Genomic DNA, 21030 nt, shown 5'->3' with positions numbered 1-21030 from the left:
CCCATATAAATAGCACAGCAGATTGTTGATAACGTTATGACTATTCTCATCACCGGCGGAGCCGGCTTTATTGGCGCAAACTTTGTCCTGGACTGGCTGGCGCAGTCGGACGAAGCCATCATCAATCTGGACAAACTGACCTACGCGGGCAATCTGGAAACGCTGGCTTCGCTGCAGGGCGATGCGCGGCATGTGTTCGTGCAGGGCGACATCGGCGACAGCGCGCTGGTCGATGGTCTGCTGGCGCGCTACCGCCCCCGGGCCGTGCTCAACTTCGCCGCCGAAAGCCATGTGGACCGCTCGATTCACAGCCCTGGTGATTTCATCCAGACCAACATCGTCGGCACCTTTGGCCTGCTGGAGTCGGTGCGCGCTTACTGGAATGAACTCGAAGGCGAAGCCAAGGCAGCGTTTCGTTTCCTGCACGTTTCCACCGACGAGGTCTATGGCTCACTCGGCGCCGCCGATCCGGCCTTCACCGAAGACCATCGCTACGAGCCCAACAGCCCGTACTCGGCCAGCAAGGCCGCCAGCGACCACTTGGTGCGCGCTTATCACCACACCTACGGCCTGCCGGTGCTGACCACCAACTGCTCCAACAACTACGGGCCGTATCACTTTCCTGAAAAGCTGATTCCGCTGATGATCGTCAACGCCCTAGCCGGCAAGGCGCTACCGGTGTACGGTGACGGCATGCAGGTGCGTGACTGGCTGTATGTGAAGGACCATTGCAGCGCCATCCGCCGCGTGCTTGAAGCAGGCCAGCCGGGCGAGGTCTACAACGTCGGCGGCTGGAACGAAAAGCCCAACATCGAGATTGTCAACACCGTCTGCGCACTACTCGACGAGTTGCGCCCACGGCAGGACGCCAGCAGCTACAGCGTGCAGATCAGCTACGTCAAGGACCGCCCCGGCCACGACCGGCGCTACGCCATCGACGCCAGCAAGATCGAGCGTGAACTTGGCTGGCGGCCTGCCGAGACGTTTGAGTCCGGCATCCGCAAGACAGTGCAGTGGTACCTGGCCAACCCCGAGTGGGTCGCCCATGTGCAAAGCGGCACCTACCGCGACTGGGTGCAAATCCAGTACGCAGTAAAGGCTGATGCATGAAAATCCTGCTGCTCGGCAAAAACGGCCAGGTCGGCTGGGAGCTGCAGCGCAGCCTGGCCCCGCTGGGTGACGTCATCGCGCTGGACCGCCACAGCCAGGATTTCTGCGGTGACCTGAGCAACCTGCCCGGACTCGCCGACACGGTACGCGCACTGCGCCCCGACGTGATCGTCAATGCCGCCGCCCACACCGCCGTCGACAAAGCCGAAAGCGAGCCCGAACTGGCCCGCACCATCAACGCGCTGGCTCCCGGCGTGCTGGCCCAAGAAGCCCACAAGCTGGGCGCCTGGCTGGTGCATTACTCGACCGACTACGTGTTTGACGGCAGCGGCAGCCAGCCCTGGGTGGAAACCGACACGCCCGCGCCGCTGGGCGTTTATGGTGAAACCAAGCTGGAGGGTGAGCGGCTGGTGGCCGGGTACTGCGAGCGCCACCTGATGTTTCGCACCAGCTGGGTCTACGCCGCGCGCGGCGGCAACTTTGCCAAAACCATGCTGCGCCTGGCGCAGGAACGCGAACGCCTCACCGTGATCGACGACCAGTTCGGCGCCCCCACCGGTGCCGATCTGATTGCCGACGTCACGGCCCACGCCATTCGCCAGGTGTTACAGCGTCCGCAGGACGCCGGGCTCTACCATCTGGCCGCCCAGGGCGAAACCACCTGGAATCGCTATGCAAAACACGTGATTGCGCAGGCGCAGCGGGCACAACCAGCTATGAAAATAGTAGCTAGTGAAGTCGCTGCCGTGCCCGCCAGTGCTTTTCCGACACCGGCGCAGCGGCCGCACAACTCGCGCCTGGACTGCACCCGGCTGCAAAGCATTTTCGGCTTGATGCTGCCTGCCTGGCAGCAGGGCGTTGACCGTATGCTGGTAGAGATTCTGGCCGCTACCAACCCGTGAGATGGTTTTTCCTCGCAACCTACAATTCATCCATGCGCATCACCCCCACGCAACTGCAAACCATACACCAGCAGATTCACCAATATTTTGGAGATTCCACCGCTGTATGGCTTTTTGGTTCGCGGCTTGACGACACGCAAAAGGGAGGCGATGTCGATCTTTATGTTGAAACCGGCCCCTATCGTTTGCTGGACGAATTACGCTGCAAGATCAGCTTGGAAGAGTGTCTGGATATCCCTGTGGATCTCGTTGTGCGTCAGTCTTCGGACAGTTCGCCCATTGCCACTATTGCAAAAAAACATGGACAAAGGTTGTGAGCGAACATGTTCAACTGATCAGGAAAAAGATCGAACATCTGCACCGCATGAAGGTGTACCTGGACTATTCCTTGGCGCAAACCTTGCCTTTAGTGCCGATCAGCGATTGGCAGGCGCTGACGCCGGAACAACACGAAACCCTGGCAGCTTTCCGGGTGCGATTCAGTGACTTTCAGGAGCAGCTTGGCAAAACCATGCGGGCCATCGCCCGCGAAGAAGAACAAAACACAGAGCCATTCAGTGTCGTGCTCATCTACATGACCAAACTGGGCATTCTTGACTCAGTTGAACAATGGAAACTGATCCGTGAGTTGCGCAACGCAGTGAATCACGAATACGAAGAGAACACTGAGCGTCTTTCAGAATTTTTTCAAGAACTGACACAAGCCACGCCGGCGCTGTTTCTTTGGCTTGGCCGTATGGTGGCTTTTTGCGGATCAACTTACCCACAACGCCGGTGAAGCAATATCTTTTATTAAGTACCTCGGAAAAAAATGACCCAACGCAAAGGCATCATCCTCGCCGGCGGCTCCGGCAGCCGGCTGCACCCGGCCACGCTGGCCATCAGCAAGCAGTTGCTGCCGGTGTACGACAAGCCCATGATTTACTACCCGCTCAGCACCTTGATGCTGGCCGGCATTCGCGACGTCTTGATCATCAGCACCCCGCAGGACACGCCGCGCTTTGCGCAACTGCTGGGCGATGGCAGTCAGTGGGGAATGAATTTGCAGTATGCCGTCCAGGCCAGCCCGGACGGATTGGCGCAGGCTTTCCTGATTGGTGAAAACTTCATCGGTAACCACCCGAGCGCCCTGGTGCTGGGCGACAACATCTTTCACGGCCATGATTTTGTGCCCTTGCTGGCCGAGGCCGACGCGCAGGCGGGCGGCGCCACGGTGTTTGCCTACCATGTGCAGGACCCCGAGCGCTACGGCGTCGTGGCCTTCGATAACAACGGCAAGGCCAGCAGCATCGAGGAAAAGCCGCTCAAGCCAAAGAGCAACTACGCCGTCACTGGCCTGTATTTTTATGACCAGCAGGTGGTGGACATCGCCAAGGCCGTGAAGCCCAGCGCGCGCGGCGAGCTGGAGATCACCGCCGTCAACCAGGCTTATCTGGACCGGGGCCGGCTCAATGTGCAGATCATGAAGCGTGGCTATGCCTGGCTGGACACCGGCACGCACGACAGCCTGCTGGACGCCGGCCAGTTCATTGCCACGCTGGAGCGCAGGCAAGGCCTGAAGATTGCCTGCCCCGAGGAAATTGCCTGGCGCAATGGCTTCATTAATGACGAACAACTCGAAAAGCTGGCCCAGCCGCTGGCCAAAAACGGCTACGGTCAGTACCTGCAGCGCTTGTTAACTGAAGGGGTTCAGCTTTGAAAAAGCTGGCCGTTCAAGCCCAGGAATCCCTCCCCACGCTGATCAGCCAGTTGCGCGGGCTGATCGAATCCGCACGTGGGCAAGCCCTTCGGGCAGTGGATTCCATACAGGTGCGCACTTGCTGGGAAATTGGACGGCATATCGTAGAGTTCGAGCAGCAAGGCGCAGACCGCGCAATGTATGGTGCCCGCCTGATACCCAAGTTAGCAGAATCGCTGACCGGCGAGTTCGGGCGGGGGTTTGATGCCTCCAATTTGCGCTACATGCGACTTTTTTACCTAGCGTTCCCGATTTGTGACGCGCTGCGTCACGAATTGAGTTGGACCCACTACCGCAACTTATTGCGCGTAGATGGCGAACAGGCCCGACATTGGTACATGAACGAAGCTGCAGACCAGAATTGGAGCACCCGCGCACTGGACAGGCAAATCGGCACGCTGTATTACGAGCGCCTGCTCGCCAGCCGCGACCGTGACCCCGTGCGTCAAGAATCAGCCGCGCAGATGGCCCCCTTGCAAAAGACGCCGCGTGAATTCGTGCGTGACCCGGTGTTACTGGAATTTCTTGGTCTGCCTGAAACTGGCCGGCTGTTAGAAGCTGACCTGGAACAAGCCCTCATCAATAAATTACAAGGATTTTTACTGGAGCTGGGCAAAGGCTTTGCCTTCGTTGCCCGCCAAATGCGCATCAGCACCGAAACCAAGGACTTCTACATTGACTTGGTGTTCTACAACTACCTGCTCAAATGCTTCGTTCTCTTTGACTTGAAGGCCGGAGAACTCACCCATCAAGATATTGGCCAGATGGACATGTACGTGCGCATGGTTGATGACCTCAAGCGTGCCCCGGACGACAACCCCACAGTAGGCATCATCCTTTGCGCAGGCAAAGATACCTCTGTGGTGCGTTATTCCGTTTTGCACGAGAACGAACAGCTCTTTGCCAGCAAATACAAACTGGTGCTGCCGTCCGAAGACGAACTCAGGGCAGAGCTGGAAAAAGAACAACTGTGGCTGGCAGAGCGAGGAAAGGCCGCAAAATAAGCGACAAAACTCAAATGAAAATCACCCCCACCACCATCCCAGACGTTCTCATCATCGAACCCAAGGTGTTCGGCGACGCCCGTGGTTTTTTCTTTGAAAGCTTCAACCAGAAAGCTTTCAACCAAGCGACTGGCCTGAACCTGAAGTTTGTGCAAGACAACCACAGCCGCAGCGCCAAGAGTGTGTTGCGTGGGTTGCATTATCAAATTCAGCAGCCCCAAGGCAAGCTGGTGCGGGTAGTGCGCGGGGCGGTATTTGATGTGGCGGTGGATATTCGCAAGGGCTCGCCGACATTTGGCAAGTGGGTGGGCATAAAACTGAGCGAAGACAACCACAAGCAACTCTGGATACCTGCAGGCTTTGCGCATGGCTTTCTGGTAACCAGCGATTCGGCAGAGTTTCTGTACAAAACCACCGACTACTATGTGCCAGAACATGAGCGATGCATTGCTTGGAACGACCCCGCCATTGGCATCCAATGGCCATTGATAACAGCGCCCAGCCTATCTGCCAAAGACCAGCAGGGGCTTGTATTGCACGAAGCCGAGACGTTTTAATTGCTGGCGACCTGCCTTACATGCCATACCATGACAGCTACCTTAGAAGTAGTGATAAAAACAGCCACAATCCCCCGTCAGATATGCGCAAATAGCTACTAAAAACATCGCGTTTTTAATCTACCGTTTACGCCAATCCAAGGTATTTCATGACACCCCCCTTTATTCATGCACTGGCTGACGTCCAGTCCACAGCTCTCGGCGCCGGCACGCGCGTCTGGCAATTTGTCGTCGTGCTGCCAGCCGCCACAATAGGCCAGGACTGCAATATCTGCTCGCATTGCCTGATCGAGAACGATGTAGTCATTGGTAACCGCGTTACCGTCAAGAGTGGTGTGCAGTTGTGGGACGGATTGCGCGTGGGAAACGATGTATTCATCGGCCCTAACGCATCGTTTGCCAACGACCGATTCCCGCGCAGCCGTCAAAAGCCCCAGAAATTTTTGGTCACTACTATTCACGATAGCGCTTCCATTGGCGCAGGCGCAGTGATCCTGCCCGGCCTGGAGATCGGCCGCAATGCCATGGTTGCCGCCGGGGCAGTCGTCACCCGTTCGGTGCCTCCGAATGCCGTGGTGGAAGGTAATCCGGCTAAGATCATCGGCTATGTGGATGCCGCGCGCGGCGCGGATGTTAGTGTGGTGTCAGGAAATGCTGAGGTGGGCACGTCCGCAACCAGTGTGAAAGGTGTCATGTTGCATCACTTGCCCCGTGTGCCTGACATTCGCGGCAGTCTGACGGTAGGCGAGTTTGAACGCAGTATTCCTTTTGCCGCTAAACGCTACTTCATGGTTTTCGATGTGCCTAGCGTGGAGACTCGTGGCGAGCACGCGCACCGGGAATGTCATCAATTCCTCATTTGCGTACGCGGCAGTTGTGCCGTGGTGGCGGATGACGGAATTAACCGCCAAGAGTTTCAGCTTGATCGCCCGGATGTAGGCCTTCACTTGTCGCCAATGGTCTGGGGTATTCAATACAAATACTCGGCAGACGCTGTATTGCTGGTGTTTGCCTCGCATTATTACGACAGCGCAGATTACATACGAAATTACACCGATTTTCTCGCCTTGGTAAAGCCGTCATGAGTACCGTTCAAGTTCGCAAGGCTAGATGCATTCGAGGTAAAACGCTTGTGTTGCGTAATGCCGTTGTTGCTGACGCCACCTTCATCTTGTCTCTGCGAACAAACCCAGAAAAGTCCAGGCATTTGTCAAAAGTCTCTGACGATCTGGATGCACAGGTTGCATGGCTCATCAGTTATAAAGAGCGAGACACTGAGGCATATTTCATCATCGAAGACGTTCATGGCGTTCCACTGGGAACCGTCAGGATCTACGATGCCCAGAGTGACAGTTTTTGTTGGGGAAGTTGGATTCTCCTGGGAGCCGCACCGACCTCTGCTGCTATCGAATCAGCGTTGATGGTCTATGCGTACGCTCTTGAAGCGCTTGGATTTCAACGTGCTCATTTTCAAGTACAAAAAGCTAATGAGCGTGTTTGGCGGTTTCACGAACGGTTCGGCGCCAAACGCATTTCCGAAAACGAAGTGCAGTATGAATACAGGTTGTCGAACGCTGCGATTAAATCATCCGTTGACCGGTACCGAAGGTATCTGCCGGATGGTATTTTATTTGAGGAACTTTTGAAATGATCCCCTTTCTTGACTTGAAAGCCCCATACCTGGAATTGAAACAGGAACTAGACGAGGCTATAGCCCGCGTTGTTAGCTCCGGTTGGTTTATTGGTGGCAGCGAGGTCGATCAGTTTGAGGCGGACTATGCCCAATACTGCGGCGCGAGCTATGCTGTGGGTGTAGCCAACGGCCTTGATGCTCTGCATCTGGCACTGCGCGCCATGGATGTGGGCCCTGGCGACGAAGTAATTGTGCCCAGTAACACCTACATTGCAACTTGGCTGGCGGTCAGCCAGTGCGGGGCCACGCCCATTCCGGTGGAGCCCGATGCGCACACCTACAACATCGACCCGGCGCTGATTGAAGCTGCCATCACGCCACGTACCAAAGTCATTCTACCCGTTCACCTGTACGGTCAGCCGGCCGACATGGACCCTATCCTGGCTATTGCCCGCAAGCATGGTCTGCGCGTACTTGAAGACGGTGCGCAGGCACACGGTGCGCGCTACAAAGGCCAGCGCCTGGGCGCGCATGGCGACGCCGTGGCCTGGAGTTTTTACCCCGGCAAGAACCTGGGCGCCATGGGCGACGGCGGCGCAGTGACCACCAACGACCCGCAACTGGCCGACCGCATCCGCGTGCTACGCAACTACGGCTCGCGCGTGAAGTATGTCAATGAAATGCAGGGCTACAACAGCCGGCTTGACCCGCTGCAAGCCGCCATCCTGCGCGTGAAACTGGCGCATCTAGACGAATGGAACGCCCGCCGCAGCGTCATCGCCCAGCTTTACCAAGCCGGTTTGGCCGACTGCGGTCTGACGCTGCCGCATGTTCCCGACTGGGCCGAGCCGGTGTGGCATTTATACGTGGTGCAACACCCGCAACGCGATGCACTGCAAAAGGCGCTTACCAATGCTGGCGTGGGTTCACTGATTCATTACCCCATTCCGCCGCATCTGCAACAAGCGTATGCAAATGCAGGTTGGAAAATGGGTCCATTACCTTTGGCAGAGAGCATGGCCAACCACGTACTTAGCTTGCCAATTGGACCAAACATGACGCATGAGCAAGTCAAAGCGGTGATTAGATCGATTCGTGAAATTGCGTGTTGAATGCTTAAGTAAAAGCATGTTGAAAGTAAGTATGGATGCGAACAAAGCGACGCGTTTGAGTAAAAAGAAATTCTGCGACAAATGCTTACGATTTTCTAAGGAAATGCCAAGCGGCAACGCTGGAGCATGACACTCTTCAGAACCAGTTTGCTTAATGGCATTGCGGTGTTTATCAAAATGTTGACGCTGCTAGGAATTAACAAAATATTGGCCGTCTACGTTGGCCCATCTGGTTATGCAGCGCTTGGGCAATTCCAAAATGCTGTGCAGATGATCACCACTTTTGCCAGTGGAGCCATCAATACAGGTGTCACCAAATATACAGCGCAATATAATGGAGATGAAGAGGAACAACATAAAGTATGGGGAACAGCGGGAACCATCGCTTTAGCAGGTTCACTCAGTACAGCGGTAGTTATCGCTGTACTCCACAGATCATTAGCAATATGGTTTCTTAAAGATCCCAATTACGGCGGTGTTTTCCTCTGGTTTGCAGCGACTTTAGTGTTGTTTACTTTTAATACGCTGTTGCTGGCGATTCTCAACGGGAAAAAAGAAATTGGACGCTATGTACTTGCCAACATAGCAGGCAGCATTTTTGCATTGCTGGCGACTGGATTCATGGCGATTGAATTTGGCCTCTACGGTGCATTGGTTGCACTGGCGGTATACCAATCAATAACTTGTTTTGTCACTTTGTTGATTTGTAAAAATGCACCGTGGTTCAAAATTAGCTATTTAATTGGTGGCATAGACAAACAGACGGCTATTAATCTCGGAAAATATACCGCAATGGCTCTAACTTCAGCAGCATGCGTGCCAGTTAGCCATATATTGATACGTAATCACTTGGGCGAAATTCTGGGATGGCAATCAGCGGGTTATTGGGAAGCAATGTGGCGTCTCAGTTCGGCCTATTTGTTGTTAGTAACTACCACGCTTAGCGTGTATTATCTGCCTAAACTTTCAGAGTTAAAAGCCCCCAAGGATTTGAAGAGAGAAATAATTCAAGGCTATAAAATTATATTGCCAATAGTTGCATTGGTCGGGTTGGTTATTTATTTTTTACGTGATTTTGTTATTGGACTGCTTTTCACGCAGGATTTTAATCAAATGCGCGTTTTATTTGGTTGGCAGATGATTGGCGACACGTTAAAAATCGGCAGTTGGATCTTATCCTATCTAATGTTAGCAAAAGCCATGTTTAAGCTATTCATGATTTCTGAGATAGTTTTTTCGTTTGGATTTATTGCGTTGACTTGGATATTCAGCGATTTATTTGGACTTGAAGGCGTAGCCATTGCCCATGCAATTAATTATGCACTTTATTGGCTTGCTATGGCATTTTTTGTTACATGGAATCTTGAAAAAGGATAAATATTATTTCATATAATTTATCCTTCCTAATATAAAAGTTTTAAATGTTAACAATTGTTATACCTTCCTACAATCACGAAAATTATATTCTTGATTGTTTAAATGCTGCGTGCAAATTGGATGTTGTCGGTAAAAAAATTATTGTAATTGACGATGGATCGACAGATGAAACAGAAGAAATAGTACGTCAGTTCATCGAAGAGAGAAATAAAGATGATGTTAGGCTGGTTTGTAAAAAAAATTCTGGATTGGTTTCCTCGCTTAATATGGGCCTTGCCCTTGCTGATACAGAGTATTTTTATCTTGTTGCTTCTGATGACATTCCGGTTCTTCAGGGGATATTGCAGTGTGTCACTGAATTACAAAAAAATCCTTTAGTCCAATTTTGTATTGGAGGGGGAAATAATTTTTGTAAAGAATGGGGCGACCGCAAAACATCGATATATGGAAAAAAGCATGAATTGTTTTTTGGAATGGAAAAACATAGACGCAAAAAAGAAATATTTTTAAATTGCCCAGCCCCAATATTGCTGCAATCTACTGTGTTCCGAGTGGAGGCGTTACGAGCTATAGGCGGATGGGACCCAAAGTTAATTTGGGACGATTACCCAACATTTGTAAAAATGTTAGAAAAATTTCCTCAGAAGGGGAAAGACTTTATTTATGAACCCAATTTTTGCGTCGTTGAGTACAGGCATCATGGGTCAAATTCCTATAAAAATTTGTTTAAGCAATTTTCCATACTAAGGCAAAGTTATCTAACTTTAGCCCCACCTGAATTGTTAGACCGCGCTATAGGAAACGCCTTGGGATATTACGTGCTAGTCGGGTTACGCGAACGTGATTTTAAAGGTGTTATAAAAATAATAAAGACTGCATCTTGGAAAGCCAGATTCTATGCGCTTCCATCAGCTGCAAATGTGATGATCGACAAGTGGCTGCGATCGCTAAAATGAGTGATATAGATTTTTTTGCAATATTTTTTAGTAATTTGCCTCTTTTTTTGATGGCAATGTTGCTAATGACTTCACTCTTGTATCTTAGTGTTCGGAATACCACGTTAGCAGGTTATTTTGATCCAATTCACTTTTATTGGACCTTCACCTTTGGGACTGCATATGGAATAATAATTTCTTTGTATGTTTTAGGATTCATTGAGAATTATCTTTTTTTAATGGTTAGTGGTTACGGAATTCTTTTTATAGTTTCATTTCGTTTCTTTATTCAAGTACTAACAAATCCATTTAAAAAGGTCATTGATCTTTTTCTGGTGCCTGTTGATGATGGTTATGTTGAGTTTCTCTTTGCATTAGTTTGCTACTTGTTGCTTATATTGACGATTATGTGGTTTGTTGGTTTGGGCATGTTTGCTGAAACTAATCGCTTCGAACAAAATCGCGGATTTGGTGCTTTCGTGCGTTTGGCTGATGCATTAAGGTTATTTGTAGTTGCTTATATTTCATTGTTAATATTAAATAGATATAAAAAAAATGGCCGGCCTAGTTTTGGGGCGTTTTTGTTAATTATTTTTTTTATTCTATTAATTGTTTTGGGGGCTGTTGTAAATGGCTCGAAATTTGCGCTACTTGAATCAATTTATGCGATAGTTTTGGCTGTATGCATATATAGGGAGAAGCCTAAATTCAAAGTATTTGCTGTTGTCGCTACTTTTTCTGTGATACTTGGATTTGCGTTGTTAGTGCTTTCTATTAATTTGGATAAATCAGGCTTTGACAAGGATGCTGGACCTGCTTACATGGCAGGCAATTCTGTTTTACTTGAAAGATTATTGCTTAGAGTTTTGGCTAATGCAGATAAATATTATTTTTCTTTACCTGGTAATGTAGTTGATAACTTGGAGGTTGATAGCGTAATCGTAAGATTTATATCGCCATTGATAGGAGAGACTCAGATGAGCGCACTTCTGGGTTATAACGTTGGAGACTATGGGTTGGGACGGCAAACTATAATGTATCATTATCCGTCGTTTGATGTTGCAGGTGGTCCGACCAGCCATTTTGACTTGTTTGCTTATGTGTTTTTCGGGTTAGGCTTTGGCTGGATTTTTGTTATTTTTGTTTCCTTTGTGCTTTCATCACTTTTGTTATTGACCAAGACTGGAAAAAATAATATATTTTATTCTGCATTGGTTGCTGCTTTTTGGCTAAGAGGTCTGGCCTTGCTACTTGAGCCTCCCATGGGGCTTGCCTATGTTTTTGATATTTTTATTTTGTTTTTCATAGTCAAAGTTTTTGGTTTGTGTGTGAAATCTAAAATTATTTTAAATAAAGACGCTTTATGAAGTGTAAATCTATTTCTGAATCGGTTCAAAGTACTTCAATTATTGTTACCACATATAACCCTGATTTGGAATCGTTAAATAGGAACCTGACAAGCTATGCTTATCAGGTTGGGCTGGTATTGATTTGTGATAATTCAGATGATTTAATTATTCAGCAGACAATAAAAGCTCTGGCAATTAAATTTGCAAATGTTACTTGTTTGTCAATGGATGGAAATCAAGGTATTGCTTTTGCTCAAAATCATGGTATTCAATACGCAATTGAGAAGGGGTGTGAATATTTCTTAGAGGTTGATCAGGATTCAAGCTTTCCACCTGACTATGTGGTAAAAGTTATTGATTCTTATTTTAAACTCATCGCTAATGGCGAATCAGTCGCTGGTTTGGGTCCGCTTGCTGTACGCGCAGATGGTTATATTTATGATGGATATAAAAATTTAGCTCATATCGTTCGTGTTGACAAAACTCTGAGTTCCGGATTTTTTTTCCCAAGGTCTAGTTTTGAAGTTGTCGGCCCTAAAGATGAATCTCTTTTTATAGATTATGTAGACTGGGAGTGGTGCTGGCGCAGCAAAGGTTATGGCCTCAACGTTTTTGTAGATACAAATTTACGAATTGTGCATATGCTTGGAAGTGGGCATAAAAAAATATTCTGTTTTGATGTTGGGTTGCCTGCGCCAATTCGTCATTATTATCAATTTAGAAATTCAATCTATTTATTTTTCAGGGGCTACATTCCGATTGGCTGGAGGATAAAACGAGTATTTGTGAATTTGTTTAAATTGCCAATTTATTCTTTCTTGGTTGGTGAAGGCAAGTTGAGAAGAAAGTACATATGTATGGCATTTAAAGATGCAGCTTCTAAAAAAACAGGTAAGATTGGGTTTTAGTTTGTTTTTTTATGCATTAATTTAAATTATAAAAACTTGAAAGATTAAATGAGTTTTTCTGTTTTGATGTCTGTTTATAAAAAAGAAAATGCTACATATTTAGATGAGTGTTTAGAAAGTTTGACGCGCCAAACTAAACAGGCTTCAGAAATCGTTCTGGTTGAAGATGGAGAGATAACTGTCGAGTTGTCTGGCGTGATTGAAAAATATTTGCACTTACTTCCGATAAAAAGTGTCGTACTCGAAAAAAATGGCGGATTAGCCGCCGCTCTTAATGCCGGACTAAAATGCTGCTCAAATGAGCTTGTGGCGCGCATGGATACTGATGACGTTTGTTTACCTTTTCGCTTTGAACGTCAAGTAGCGTACATGCTGGCTCATCCCGAGGTCAGCGTTTCCAGCGCATGGATTGAAGAAAAAGATGAGCAAATGTCAGAATTTCTTTTTCTTAAAAAGTTGCCGTCAACTCATGATGATATTTTGAAGTTCGCGAAAAAACGTAATCCGATAAGCCATCCAGTTTCTATTTTTAGAAAAACTGCTGTTATGTCCGTGGGCGCGTACCCTGAAGTTTTCCCTGAAGACTATGCGCTTTGGTCGCTAATGATCGTCAATGGGTTTAAATTTGAAAATATTCCCGAGACACTTCTCTATATGAGGACCGGGTCTAATTTCATGGGGCGTCGTGGATTGGATTTTTTTAAAGGCGAAATAGGTCTTTTGAAATATCAACGGACTATTGGATTTTTAAGTTTTTCTGAGTTTTGTCGTAATCTTTTGATCCGCTCTGTAGTACGACTTGCTCCAGTAAAAATTAGAACTCTATTTTATAAATTCGCTAGATAATTATTTATTTGTCGCCTGCGGTCTTTTTTGATTGTGAAAGTAATTTTCGTATGGCTTTAGCAAATGTCTAAGACTCTTGTTACCGGTGCGACCGGCTTTGTCGGGAATGCAGTAGTTCAAAGGTTATTAAGTCAAGACGAGTTTCGGGAAATCTCAGTGGCTGTGCGTCGAAATGGCCAGCATTGGTCAGATCGGGTGCGGCAACATAGTGTTGGTAACTTGGACAGAGCCAATGACTGGTCAAGTGCGCTTGAGGGAATATCTGATGTTGTCCACTGTGCCGCTCGAGCGCATCAAATAGTTGATACGTCGACAAGACCGCTATATGAATTTCGTGAGACTAATGTTCATGGCACTTTAAATTTAGCCACGCAGGCCGCAGCAGCTGGCGTGCAGCGGTTTGTGTTTATCAGCTCTATAGGCGTTAATGGTGCCGAGACTTTTCACCAACCGTTTACCGACAAGGATCGGGGCGCTCCACATTCACCCTACGCAGTATCCAAGCACGAGGCTGAAGTAGGACTACAAGCACTTGCCGCTGATACCGGTATGGAAGTGGTGATCATTCGCCCTCCACTGGTATATGGTCCAGATGCGCCCGGAAATTTTGGCTCACTAATGCGTTGGCTTAAGCGCGGTGTGCCCTTGCCGCTGGGCGCCATCCACAACCAGCGCAGCCTGGTGGCGCTGGACAACTTGGTCGATCTGATCATTACCTGCCTGACCCATCCGGCCGCAGCCAACCAGACTTTTCTTGTCTCCGATGGCGAAGATGTTTCCACCACGGAACTGCTTCGCCGCATGGGCCAGGCCATGAACCGTCCGGCGCGGCTGATTCCTGTGCCGGCTGGCTGGCTGGAGCAGGCGGCTGCACTGGTCGGCAAGCGGGACATGGCCCAGCGCCTGTGCGGTTCGCTGCAGGTGGATATTCAGAAAACGCGTCAGTTGCTGGGCTGGAAACCGCCCTTGACCCTGGACCAGGGATTGAAGAAGGCTGCGCAAGGGTTGGCCCCATGAAACGGATGTTTGACCTTCTGCTTGCCCTGGCGGCGGCCTTCATCCTGGCCGTGCCGGTAGTGCTGGTCGCGGTATTGGTGCGATTGACCTCGCCCGGCCCGGCCCTTTACTGGTCAGACAGGGTAGGGCGCCACAACAAGATTTTCAAAATGCCAAAGTTCCGTAGCATGCGCGTCGGCACACCGGCCGTGGCCACGCACCTGCTGACAGACCCTGGCGCCTACCTCACGCCTATCGGCAGCTTTTTGCGCAAAAGCAGCTTGGACGAACTGCCTCAACTCTGGAGCATTCTGGCTGGAGACATGAGCTTTGTCGGCCCCCGCCCTGCGCTGTTCAACCAGCACGACCTGGTTGAAATGAGGACTCGCCTCGGTGTGCACGAACTGGTGCCGGGGCTGACGGGCTGGGCGCAAATCAATGGACGTGATGAGTTACCCATTCCCGACAAGGTCAAGCTCGATGTGGAGTATCTTCAGCGGCAGTCTTTCTGGCTCGATATCCGCATCTTGTGGCTGACCTTTGTGAAGGTCATCCGCCGCGATGGAATCACGCACTAAAACTACAGGCTGTCTGGACAAAGGAGTGGTAAATATGGCTCACGTTTTTTTGGCTAAAACGGGTGGCTTTTGTTGACGTCTGATGTACGGACCCTGTGCATTTTTTACGGCTGCTGGCAGCCAACTACAAGAACGAGAAATGCTTTCCAATAAAGTAATTACGGAGCCTTTGCTGGCCTTGCCCCGCTCTGCCAAACGGCTGGTGGTCATGGCCCTTGACGTATTGATGATGCTGGTTTCAGTGTGGATTGCCTTTTATTTGCGAATTGACCAAACCAGCATGCCGCAAATGCAGCAATCATATGTTTACCTGCTTTCGCCCTTGCTGGCGATTCCGATTTTTTTGCGCTTTGGGCTGTACCGGGCCATTTTTCGCTACACGGGCATGGCCGCTCTGGCCACCACGGCCAAAGCTGTTGCTCTTTACACGCTGCTGTTTTTTCTGGCCCTGCTATTTTTTAAATGGGAGGGCGTTCCACGGACGCTGGGCCTGATCCAGCCCCTGCTGTTGCTGTTGCTGGTGGGCACCAGCCGGGCCATGGCCCGGTTCTGGCTGGCTGGATGGTCTAGCAAGGCGCGCCATGCGGTTGGGCGCTTGCTGATCTACGGCGCTGGCGAGGCGGGCGTGGAAACCGCCTCTGCCCTGGCAGTGGCCCGCCAGTTCGTGCTGCTGGGTTTCATCGACGATGACAAAACGAAGGCCGGAAGAAGCATCAACGGCGTCGACATCATGACGCCTGCCGAAGCGGCCGATGCGGTGGAACGCATGGGCGTGACCGACATCCTGCTGGCCATGCCGTCCCTGGACCGTGTGCGGCGCAATGAAATCATCGCCAGCCTTCGGGAGTTGCCGGTCCACGTCCGGACCGTGCCTGGCATGGGCGATATGGCGTCGGGGCGGGTGACGATCCAGGATTTTCAGGAACTCGATGTGGAAGACCTGCTGGGCCGACCGGCCGTGCCGCCTGATTCGACCCTGCTGGCGCGCAACCTGGCCGACCAGGTGGTGCTGGTCACCGGCGCAGGCGGCAGCATCGGTAGCGAGTTGTGCCGCCAGATACTGATGGAAAAACCGCGCCGGCTGGTGCTGGTCGAGCTCAATGAATTTGCCCTGTACACCATTCACCGCGAACTGCTGGGTTTGTGCAGCGAGCATGGGCTGCAAACCGAGGTGACGCCCTTGCTGGCCAGCGTCGGGAATTTTGGCCGCCTGAAAGAAATCTTTCATCTTTACCGGCCGGCCACGGTGTATCACGCAGCAGCCTACAAGCATGTGCCGCTGGTCGAGAGCAATCCGTCGGAGGGCGTGCTGAACAATGTCTTTGGCACCCTGAACGCCGCCCGCGCCGCCATGGAAAGCGGAACGGCCCATTTCGTGCTGATTTCCACCGACAAGGCGGTTCGCCCCACCAATGTCATGGGCGCGACCAAGCGCATGGCTGAACTGGTGCTCCAGGCGCTGGCGGCCAGTCCGTCGGTGTGCTTTGTGTCCCCCGACGGCAGCTACAGTCCGGACGTCCCGAACCGCACCGTGTTTGCCATGGTCCGCTTTGGCAATGTGCTGGGCAGCAGCGGCAGCGTGGTGCCGCTGTTTCGTAAGCAGCTGCGTGACGGCGGCCCGCTGACGGTCACGCATCCCGAAGTCACGCGCTATTTCATGACGATTCCCGAGGCGGCCCAGCTGGTGCTGCAGGCCGGTGCCATGGCCCATGGCGGCGACGTGTTCGTGCTGGACATGGGCAGCCCGTTGAAGATTGTCGATCTGGCCCGGCGCATGGCGCAGCTGTCGGGCCTGAGCCTGCGCGATGCGCACCATCCTGACGGCGACATCGAAATTAAAATCACCGGCCTTCGCCCCGGCGAGAAGCTTTACGAGGAACTGCTGATTGGCGACAACCCCGAGAAAACGGCGCATCAGCGGATCATGAAGGCGCATGAGGATTTTGTTCCCTGGCTTGAGCTCGCGCCCATCCTGGTGGACATGCGCCATGCCGCCACGCTCAACCACGAGCCGGTGATGCGCGCCATCCTGCTCCGGCTGGTGCATGGCTACAGTCCGCATCGAGACTGCGGTACTGGCGAGCCTGCGCAGAGTCCTGCGGTTCCGGCAAAAGCCGCCTGAGGCTGGTTTCGGGCGCGCGGGAACCCGCCGTTACTGGACTGGCCCGGTCGGTTGGGCCCAGCGCCCCAAGTCGTCACGTCCATGCGGCACAATTTGCAGATTCACCACTTCCAGGCTTGATGACATGACCCATCCTTCCTTTCCCGCCTCTTCTTCTTCCGACCCTGACTTGTCGCACATCGGCCCGCGTGACAAGGCCGAGATCCTGGCCCAGGCGCTGCCTTACATCCGCAAGTTCCACGGCAAGACCCTGGTCATCAAGTACGGCGGTAACGCCATGACCGACCCGGCGCTGCAGGCCGATTTTGCCGAGGACGTGGTGCTGCTCAAACTGGTCGGCATGAACCCGGTGGTCGTGCACGGCGGCGGCCCGCAGATCGAGACTGCGCTCAACCGCCTGGGCAAAAAAGGCCATTTCATCCAGGGCATGCGCGTGACCGACGACGAAACCATGGAAGTCGTCGAATGGGTGCTGGCCGGCCAAGTGCAGCAAGACATCGTCGGCCTGATCAACCAGGCCGGCGGCAAGGCGGTCGGCCTGACCGGGCGCGACGGCGGCATGATCCGGGCGAAAAAGCTCACCATGCTCGACAAGGACGATGCGAGCAAGGAGCACGACATCGGCTTTGTTGGCGAGATCGTCAGCATCGACCCGAGTGTGGTCAAGGCTCTGCAGGACGACGCCTTCATTCCGGTCATCAGCCCGATCGGCTTTGGCGAAAACAACGAAAGCTACAACATCAACGCCGATGTGGTGGCCGGCAAGCTGGCGACCGTGCTGAAGGCCGAAAAGCTGGTGCTGTTGACCAACATTCCGGGCGTGCTGAACAAGGCGGGAGAGCTGCTGACCGACCTGACGGCGCGCGAGATCGATGCGCTGTTTGCCGACGGCACGATTTCAGGCGGCATGCTGCCCAAGATCGAAGGTGCACTCGATGCCGCCAAAAGCGGCGTGAACGCCGTCCACATCATCGACGGCCGGGTGCCGCATGCGATGCTGCTGGAAATCCTGACCGACAAGGCTTATGGAACCATGATCCGCTCGCATTGAGAAGGACGTGCCGGCCGGCATCATGAGATTTTAGTCAAATAGGCCTCTTGCGCAGACACGTCAAGCGTTAGTAGCTATAAATTAAATAGCAAAAAAACTGCCGTCTGCCTTGGCTACCATCGCTGAAGGGTCGGCTGAATTCTCTCTCTCCCGGCCAGGTTAAGGGTAAACCCCTTCATTGCCTAGAAGCCGAACTCTAAAAAATAGCGCCTTGAGGGACTGCTGACGATTAAATTACTGCAAAATAGAACGACCGTTCTTTTATTGCCTTGATTGCCCCGACCCATGCCCGTCAGCCCACCTTCAGTCACAAACGCCCGCTCCGCCCCGGCAAGGAGCGCGTCCAAAAGCGCCTACAAAGGCCAGCTGACCAAGGCCGCCATCGTGGAAGCGGCCTTGGGCCTGGCGACGCAGATCGGCCTGGAGGGCCTGAGCATTGGCGCGCTGGCCGAGGTCATGCACATGAGCAAATCAGGCGTGTTCGCCCATTTCGGCTCACGCGAGGAACTGCAGATTTCGGTCGTCCGTGAATACCATGCCCGGTTCGAGGAAGAGGTCTTCTTTCCGGCCCTGCGCCAGCCGCGCGGTCTTCCGCGCCTGCATGCGATGTTCGACAACTGGATGAACCGGACGTCGGTGGAGATCGATTCGGGCTGCATCTACATCAGCGGCGCTGTCGAATTCGACGACCGGCCCGGCCCGGTGCGCGACGCACTCGCCGACTCGGTACGGACCTGGCTGGCCGCCATGCACCGCGTGGTGGTGCAAGCGACGGACGCCGGCCATTTTCACCAGGATACCGATGCGCATCAGGTGGTGTTCGAGATCCATGGACTCATCCTGGCGCTGCACTACGAAGCCCGCTTCCTGAAGACACCCGGCTCCATCGCCCGGGCCAAGACAGCCTTTGCCGGCATGCTGGTGCGCTACGGCAGCGCCGCCGTGCCAAACCCTTCTCTTTCCAAACCCGCTTGATCCCCCTAACGCCAAAGGATTTCCATGCCCCAGTACAACCCCCCCCTTCGCGACATGCAGTTCGTCATGCACGAAGTGCTCAAGGTCACCGACGAGCTGAAGGTCTTGCCGCCGCATGCCGATATCGACGCCGACACCATCAACGCCGTGCTGGAAGAGGGTGGAAAGTTCGCGGTCGAGGTGACTTTTCCGCTCAACATCAGCGGCGACGAAGAGGGGTGCACACTCGACAAGACCACGCATGAAGTCACGCCGCCCAAAGGCTTCAAGGAAGCCTATGCCCAGTATGTCGAAGGCGGCTGGGCGGCGCTGAGCTGCGACCCCGCGTACGGCGGCCAGGGTCTGCCTTTTGTCGTCAATCAGTGCTTCTACGAGATGATGAATTCGGCCAACCAGGCCTGGACCATGTACCCCGGCCTGTCGCACGGCGCCTACGAGGCGCTGCATGCGCATGGCACCGACGCGCAGAAAAAGCTGTATTTGCCCAAGCTGGTCAGCGGCGAATGGACCGGCACCATGTGCCTGACCGAGCCGCATTGCGGCACCGACCTCGGGATGCTGCGCACCAAGGCCGAACCGCAGCCAGATGGCACCTACAAGCTGACCGGCAACAAGATTTTCATCAGCGCCGGCGAGCACGACATGACCCCGAACATCCTGCACCTGGTGCTGGCGCGCCTGCCGGATGCGCCGCAGGGCAGCAAGGGCATCAGCCTGTTCATCGTGCCGAAATTCAATGTCAATGAAGACGGCTCCATCGGTTCGCGCAACGGCATCTGGTGCGGCAGCCTGGAGCACAAGATGGGCATCCATGGCAACGCCACCGCGCAAATCGTGATGGAAGACGCCGTGGGCACCATGGTCGGCGCGCCCAACAAGGGCCTGGCCGCTATGTTCGTGATGATGAACGCAGCCCGCCTGGGCGTGGGCAACCAGTCGCTGGGCCTGACCGAAGTGGCCTACCAGAATGCGCTGGCCTATGCCAAGGACCGCATCCAGATGCGTTCGCTCTCGGGCGTCAAGGCGAAAGACAAGCCGGCTGATCCGATCATCGTGCATCCCGACGTGCGCAAGATGCTGCTGACTGCCAAGGCCTATGCCGAGGGCGGCCGCGCGCTGGCGGTTTATTGCACGCTGCTGCTCGACAAGGAACTGCACCACCCCGACGAAAAGGTGCGCAAGGATTCAGGCGAGATCGTCGCGTTGCTCACGCCCATCGTCAAAGCCTTTTTGACCGACAACGGCCACATCGCCACCAACGCCTGCATGCAGGTGTTCGGCGGCCACGGCTATGTCAAGGAATGGGGCATGGAGCAACTGGTGCGCGACAACCGCATCAACATGATCTACGAAGGCACCAACACCATCCAGTCGCTCGACCTGCTGGGCCGCAAAATTCTGGGCAACAACGGCGCGACGCTGAAGAAGTTCGGCAAGCTGATCGGCGCGCTGATTGCCGAGGAAGGCGTCAACGAGAAGATGGCCGAGTTCATCAACCCACTGGCCTACCTGGCTGACCAGATGACCAAGTTCACCACCGAACTGGGCTTCAAGGGTTTCCAAAATCCCGACGAAGTGGGCGCAGCCGCTGTCGATTACCTGCGCGTGGCCGGTCACCTGGTGTTTGGCTACTTCTGGGCGCGCATGGCGCAAACCGCGCTGCGCGAAATCGCCGCCGGCAATGCCGACCCGTTCTACCTGGCCAAGGTGCAGACCGCGCGCTTTTACTTCGCCAAGCTGTTCCCAGAGACCGCCACCTTGATGCGCACCGCGCGCAGCGGCAGCCGCTCGCTGATGGACACCGACGCAGCGTTGGCCTGATTTATTAACGTTTTAC

At 52.9% G+C, this 21030-nt stretch carries 21 protein-coding genes; all 21 read left to right on the top strand.

The window, feature by feature from the left end:
* Positions 1 to 36: 36 nt before the first annotated feature.
* The 21 genes from rfbB (at position 37) to ACP7AD_RS09890 (ending at position 21014) form a co-directional block, all read left to right on the top strand.
* Positions 37 to 1110, top strand: coding sequence for a dTDP-glucose 4,6-dehydratase (gene rfbB, locus ACP7AD_RS09990; protein ID WP_426146431.1), 1074 nt, complete (start codon positions 37 to 39; stop codon positions 1108 to 1110).
* Positions 1107 to 2012 carry a dTDP-4-dehydrorhamnose reductase gene (gene rfbD, locus ACP7AD_RS09985; RefSeq protein ID WP_426146433.1) on the top strand — a complete coding sequence of 302 codons (906 nt, stop codon included), beginning with the start codon at positions 1107 to 1109 and terminating at the stop codon, positions 2010 to 2012. The genes rfbB and rfbD overlap by 4 nt, the downstream gene beginning before the upstream one ends.
* Positions 2013 to 2044: 32 nt before the next feature.
* Positions 2045 to 2329, top strand: a complete 285-nt coding sequence (locus ACP7AD_RS09980) for a nucleotidyltransferase family protein (RefSeq protein WP_426146434.1) — start codon at positions 2045 to 2047, stop codon at positions 2327 to 2329.
* Positions 2326 to 2790 (top strand): hypothetical protein, encoded by a 465-nt coding sequence (locus ACP7AD_RS09975; protein WP_426146435.1) that lies wholly within the window; start codon positions 2326 to 2328, stop codon positions 2788 to 2790. The genes ACP7AD_RS09980 and ACP7AD_RS09975 overlap by 4 nt, the downstream gene beginning before the upstream one ends.
* Positions 2791 to 2823: 33 nt before the next feature.
* Positions 2824 to 3711, top strand: coding sequence for a glucose-1-phosphate thymidylyltransferase RfbA (rfbA, locus tag ACP7AD_RS09970; protein ID WP_426146436.1), 888 nt, complete (start codon positions 2824 to 2826; stop codon positions 3709 to 3711).
* Positions 3708 to 4754, top strand: coding sequence for a PDDEXK nuclease domain-containing protein (locus ACP7AD_RS09965; RefSeq protein WP_426146437.1), 1047 nt, complete (start codon positions 3708 to 3710; stop codon positions 4752 to 4754). The genes rfbA and ACP7AD_RS09965 overlap by 4 nt, the downstream gene beginning before the upstream one ends.
* A 14-nt stretch (positions 4755 to 4768) precedes the next feature.
* Positions 4769 to 5311 (top strand): dTDP-4-dehydrorhamnose 3,5-epimerase, encoded by a 543-nt coding sequence (rfbC, locus tag ACP7AD_RS09960; protein ID WP_426146439.1) that lies wholly within the window; start codon positions 4769 to 4771, stop codon positions 5309 to 5311.
* A 149-nt stretch (positions 5312 to 5460) separates the two neighbouring features.
* A complete protein-coding gene (locus tag ACP7AD_RS09955; RefSeq protein WP_426146441.1) occupies positions 5461 to 6396 on the top strand; it encodes a WxcM-like domain-containing protein in 936 nt (311 codons plus the stop codon).
* Positions 6393 to 6962 (top strand): GNAT family N-acetyltransferase, encoded by a 570-nt coding sequence (locus tag ACP7AD_RS09950; protein ID WP_426146442.1) that lies wholly within the window; start codon positions 6393 to 6395, stop codon positions 6960 to 6962. Before ACP7AD_RS09955 ends, ACP7AD_RS09950 begins: the two co-directional genes overlap by 4 nt.
* Positions 6959 to 8056, top strand: a complete 1098-nt coding sequence (locus ACP7AD_RS09945) for a DegT/DnrJ/EryC1/StrS family aminotransferase (RefSeq protein WP_426146444.1) — start codon at positions 6959 to 6961, stop codon at positions 8054 to 8056. The genes ACP7AD_RS09950 and ACP7AD_RS09945 overlap by 4 nt, the downstream gene beginning before the upstream one ends.
* A 126-nt stretch (positions 8057 to 8182) precedes the next feature.
* Complete coding sequence (locus ACP7AD_RS09940; RefSeq protein WP_426146446.1) at positions 8183 to 9433, top strand: O-antigen translocase; 1251 nt, start codon at positions 8183 to 8185, stop codon at positions 9431 to 9433.
* A gap of 44 nt (positions 9434 to 9477) precedes the next feature.
* Complete coding sequence (locus tag ACP7AD_RS09935; protein WP_426146448.1) at positions 9478 to 10389, top strand: glycosyltransferase family 2 protein; 912 nt, start codon at positions 9478 to 9480, stop codon at positions 10387 to 10389.
* A complete protein-coding gene (locus ACP7AD_RS09930) occupies positions 10314 to 11735 on the top strand; it encodes a hypothetical protein (protein WP_426166097.1) in 1422 nt (473 codons plus the stop codon). Before ACP7AD_RS09935 ends, ACP7AD_RS09930 begins: the two co-directional genes overlap by 76 nt.
* Entirely contained in the window at positions 11732 to 12625 is an 894-nt protein-coding gene (locus ACP7AD_RS09925; RefSeq protein WP_426146452.1) for a glycosyltransferase family 2 protein, read from the top strand. Before ACP7AD_RS09930 ends, ACP7AD_RS09925 begins: the two co-directional genes overlap by 4 nt.
* Positions 12626 to 12673: 48 nt before the next feature.
* The gene (locus tag ACP7AD_RS09920; RefSeq protein WP_426146454.1) at positions 12674 to 13471 is read left to right on the top strand and encodes a glycosyltransferase; all 798 of its coding nucleotides are present in this window, start codon (positions 12674 to 12676) and stop codon (positions 13469 to 13471) included.
* A gap of 63 nt (positions 13472 to 13534) precedes the next feature.
* Positions 13535 to 14488 carry a UDP-glucose 4-epimerase family protein gene (locus tag ACP7AD_RS09915; protein ID WP_426146456.1) on the top strand — a complete coding sequence of 318 codons (954 nt, stop codon included), beginning with the start codon at positions 13535 to 13537 and terminating at the stop codon, positions 14486 to 14488.
* A complete protein-coding gene (locus ACP7AD_RS09910) occupies positions 14485 to 15045 on the top strand; it encodes a sugar transferase (RefSeq protein WP_426146458.1) in 561 nt (186 codons plus the stop codon). Before ACP7AD_RS09915 ends, ACP7AD_RS09910 begins: the two co-directional genes overlap by 4 nt.
* Before the next feature lie 139 nt (positions 15046 to 15184).
* Positions 15185 to 17167 carry a polysaccharide biosynthesis protein gene (locus tag ACP7AD_RS09905; RefSeq protein ID WP_426146460.1) on the top strand — a complete coding sequence of 661 codons (1983 nt, stop codon included), beginning with the start codon at positions 15185 to 15187 and terminating at the stop codon, positions 17165 to 17167.
* Between the two features lie 124 nt (positions 17168 to 17291).
* Entirely contained in the window at positions 17292 to 18218 is a 927-nt protein-coding gene (gene argB, locus ACP7AD_RS09900; RefSeq protein WP_426146462.1) for an acetylglutamate kinase, read from the top strand.
* Between the two features lie 285 nt (positions 18219 to 18503).
* On the top strand, positions 18504 to 19193 hold the full coding sequence (locus ACP7AD_RS09895) for a TetR/AcrR family transcriptional regulator (RefSeq protein WP_426146464.1): 690 nt from the start codon (positions 18504 to 18506) through the stop codon (positions 19191 to 19193).
* Positions 19194 to 19217: 24 nt separating this feature from the next.
* Complete coding sequence (locus ACP7AD_RS09890) at positions 19218 to 21014, top strand: acyl-CoA dehydrogenase C-terminal domain-containing protein (RefSeq protein ID WP_426146466.1); 1797 nt, start codon at positions 19218 to 19220, stop codon at positions 21012 to 21014.
* Positions 21015 to 21030: the final 16 nt, after the last annotated feature.

This window comes from Polaromonas sp. DSP2-3-2b2 (assembly GCF_049895905.1).
In the GTDB taxonomy this organism is placed as follows: Bacteria; Pseudomonadota; Gammaproteobacteria; order Burkholderiales; family Burkholderiaceae_C; genus Polaromonas.
This window is presented reverse-complemented; position numbering and strand designations above follow the sequence as displayed.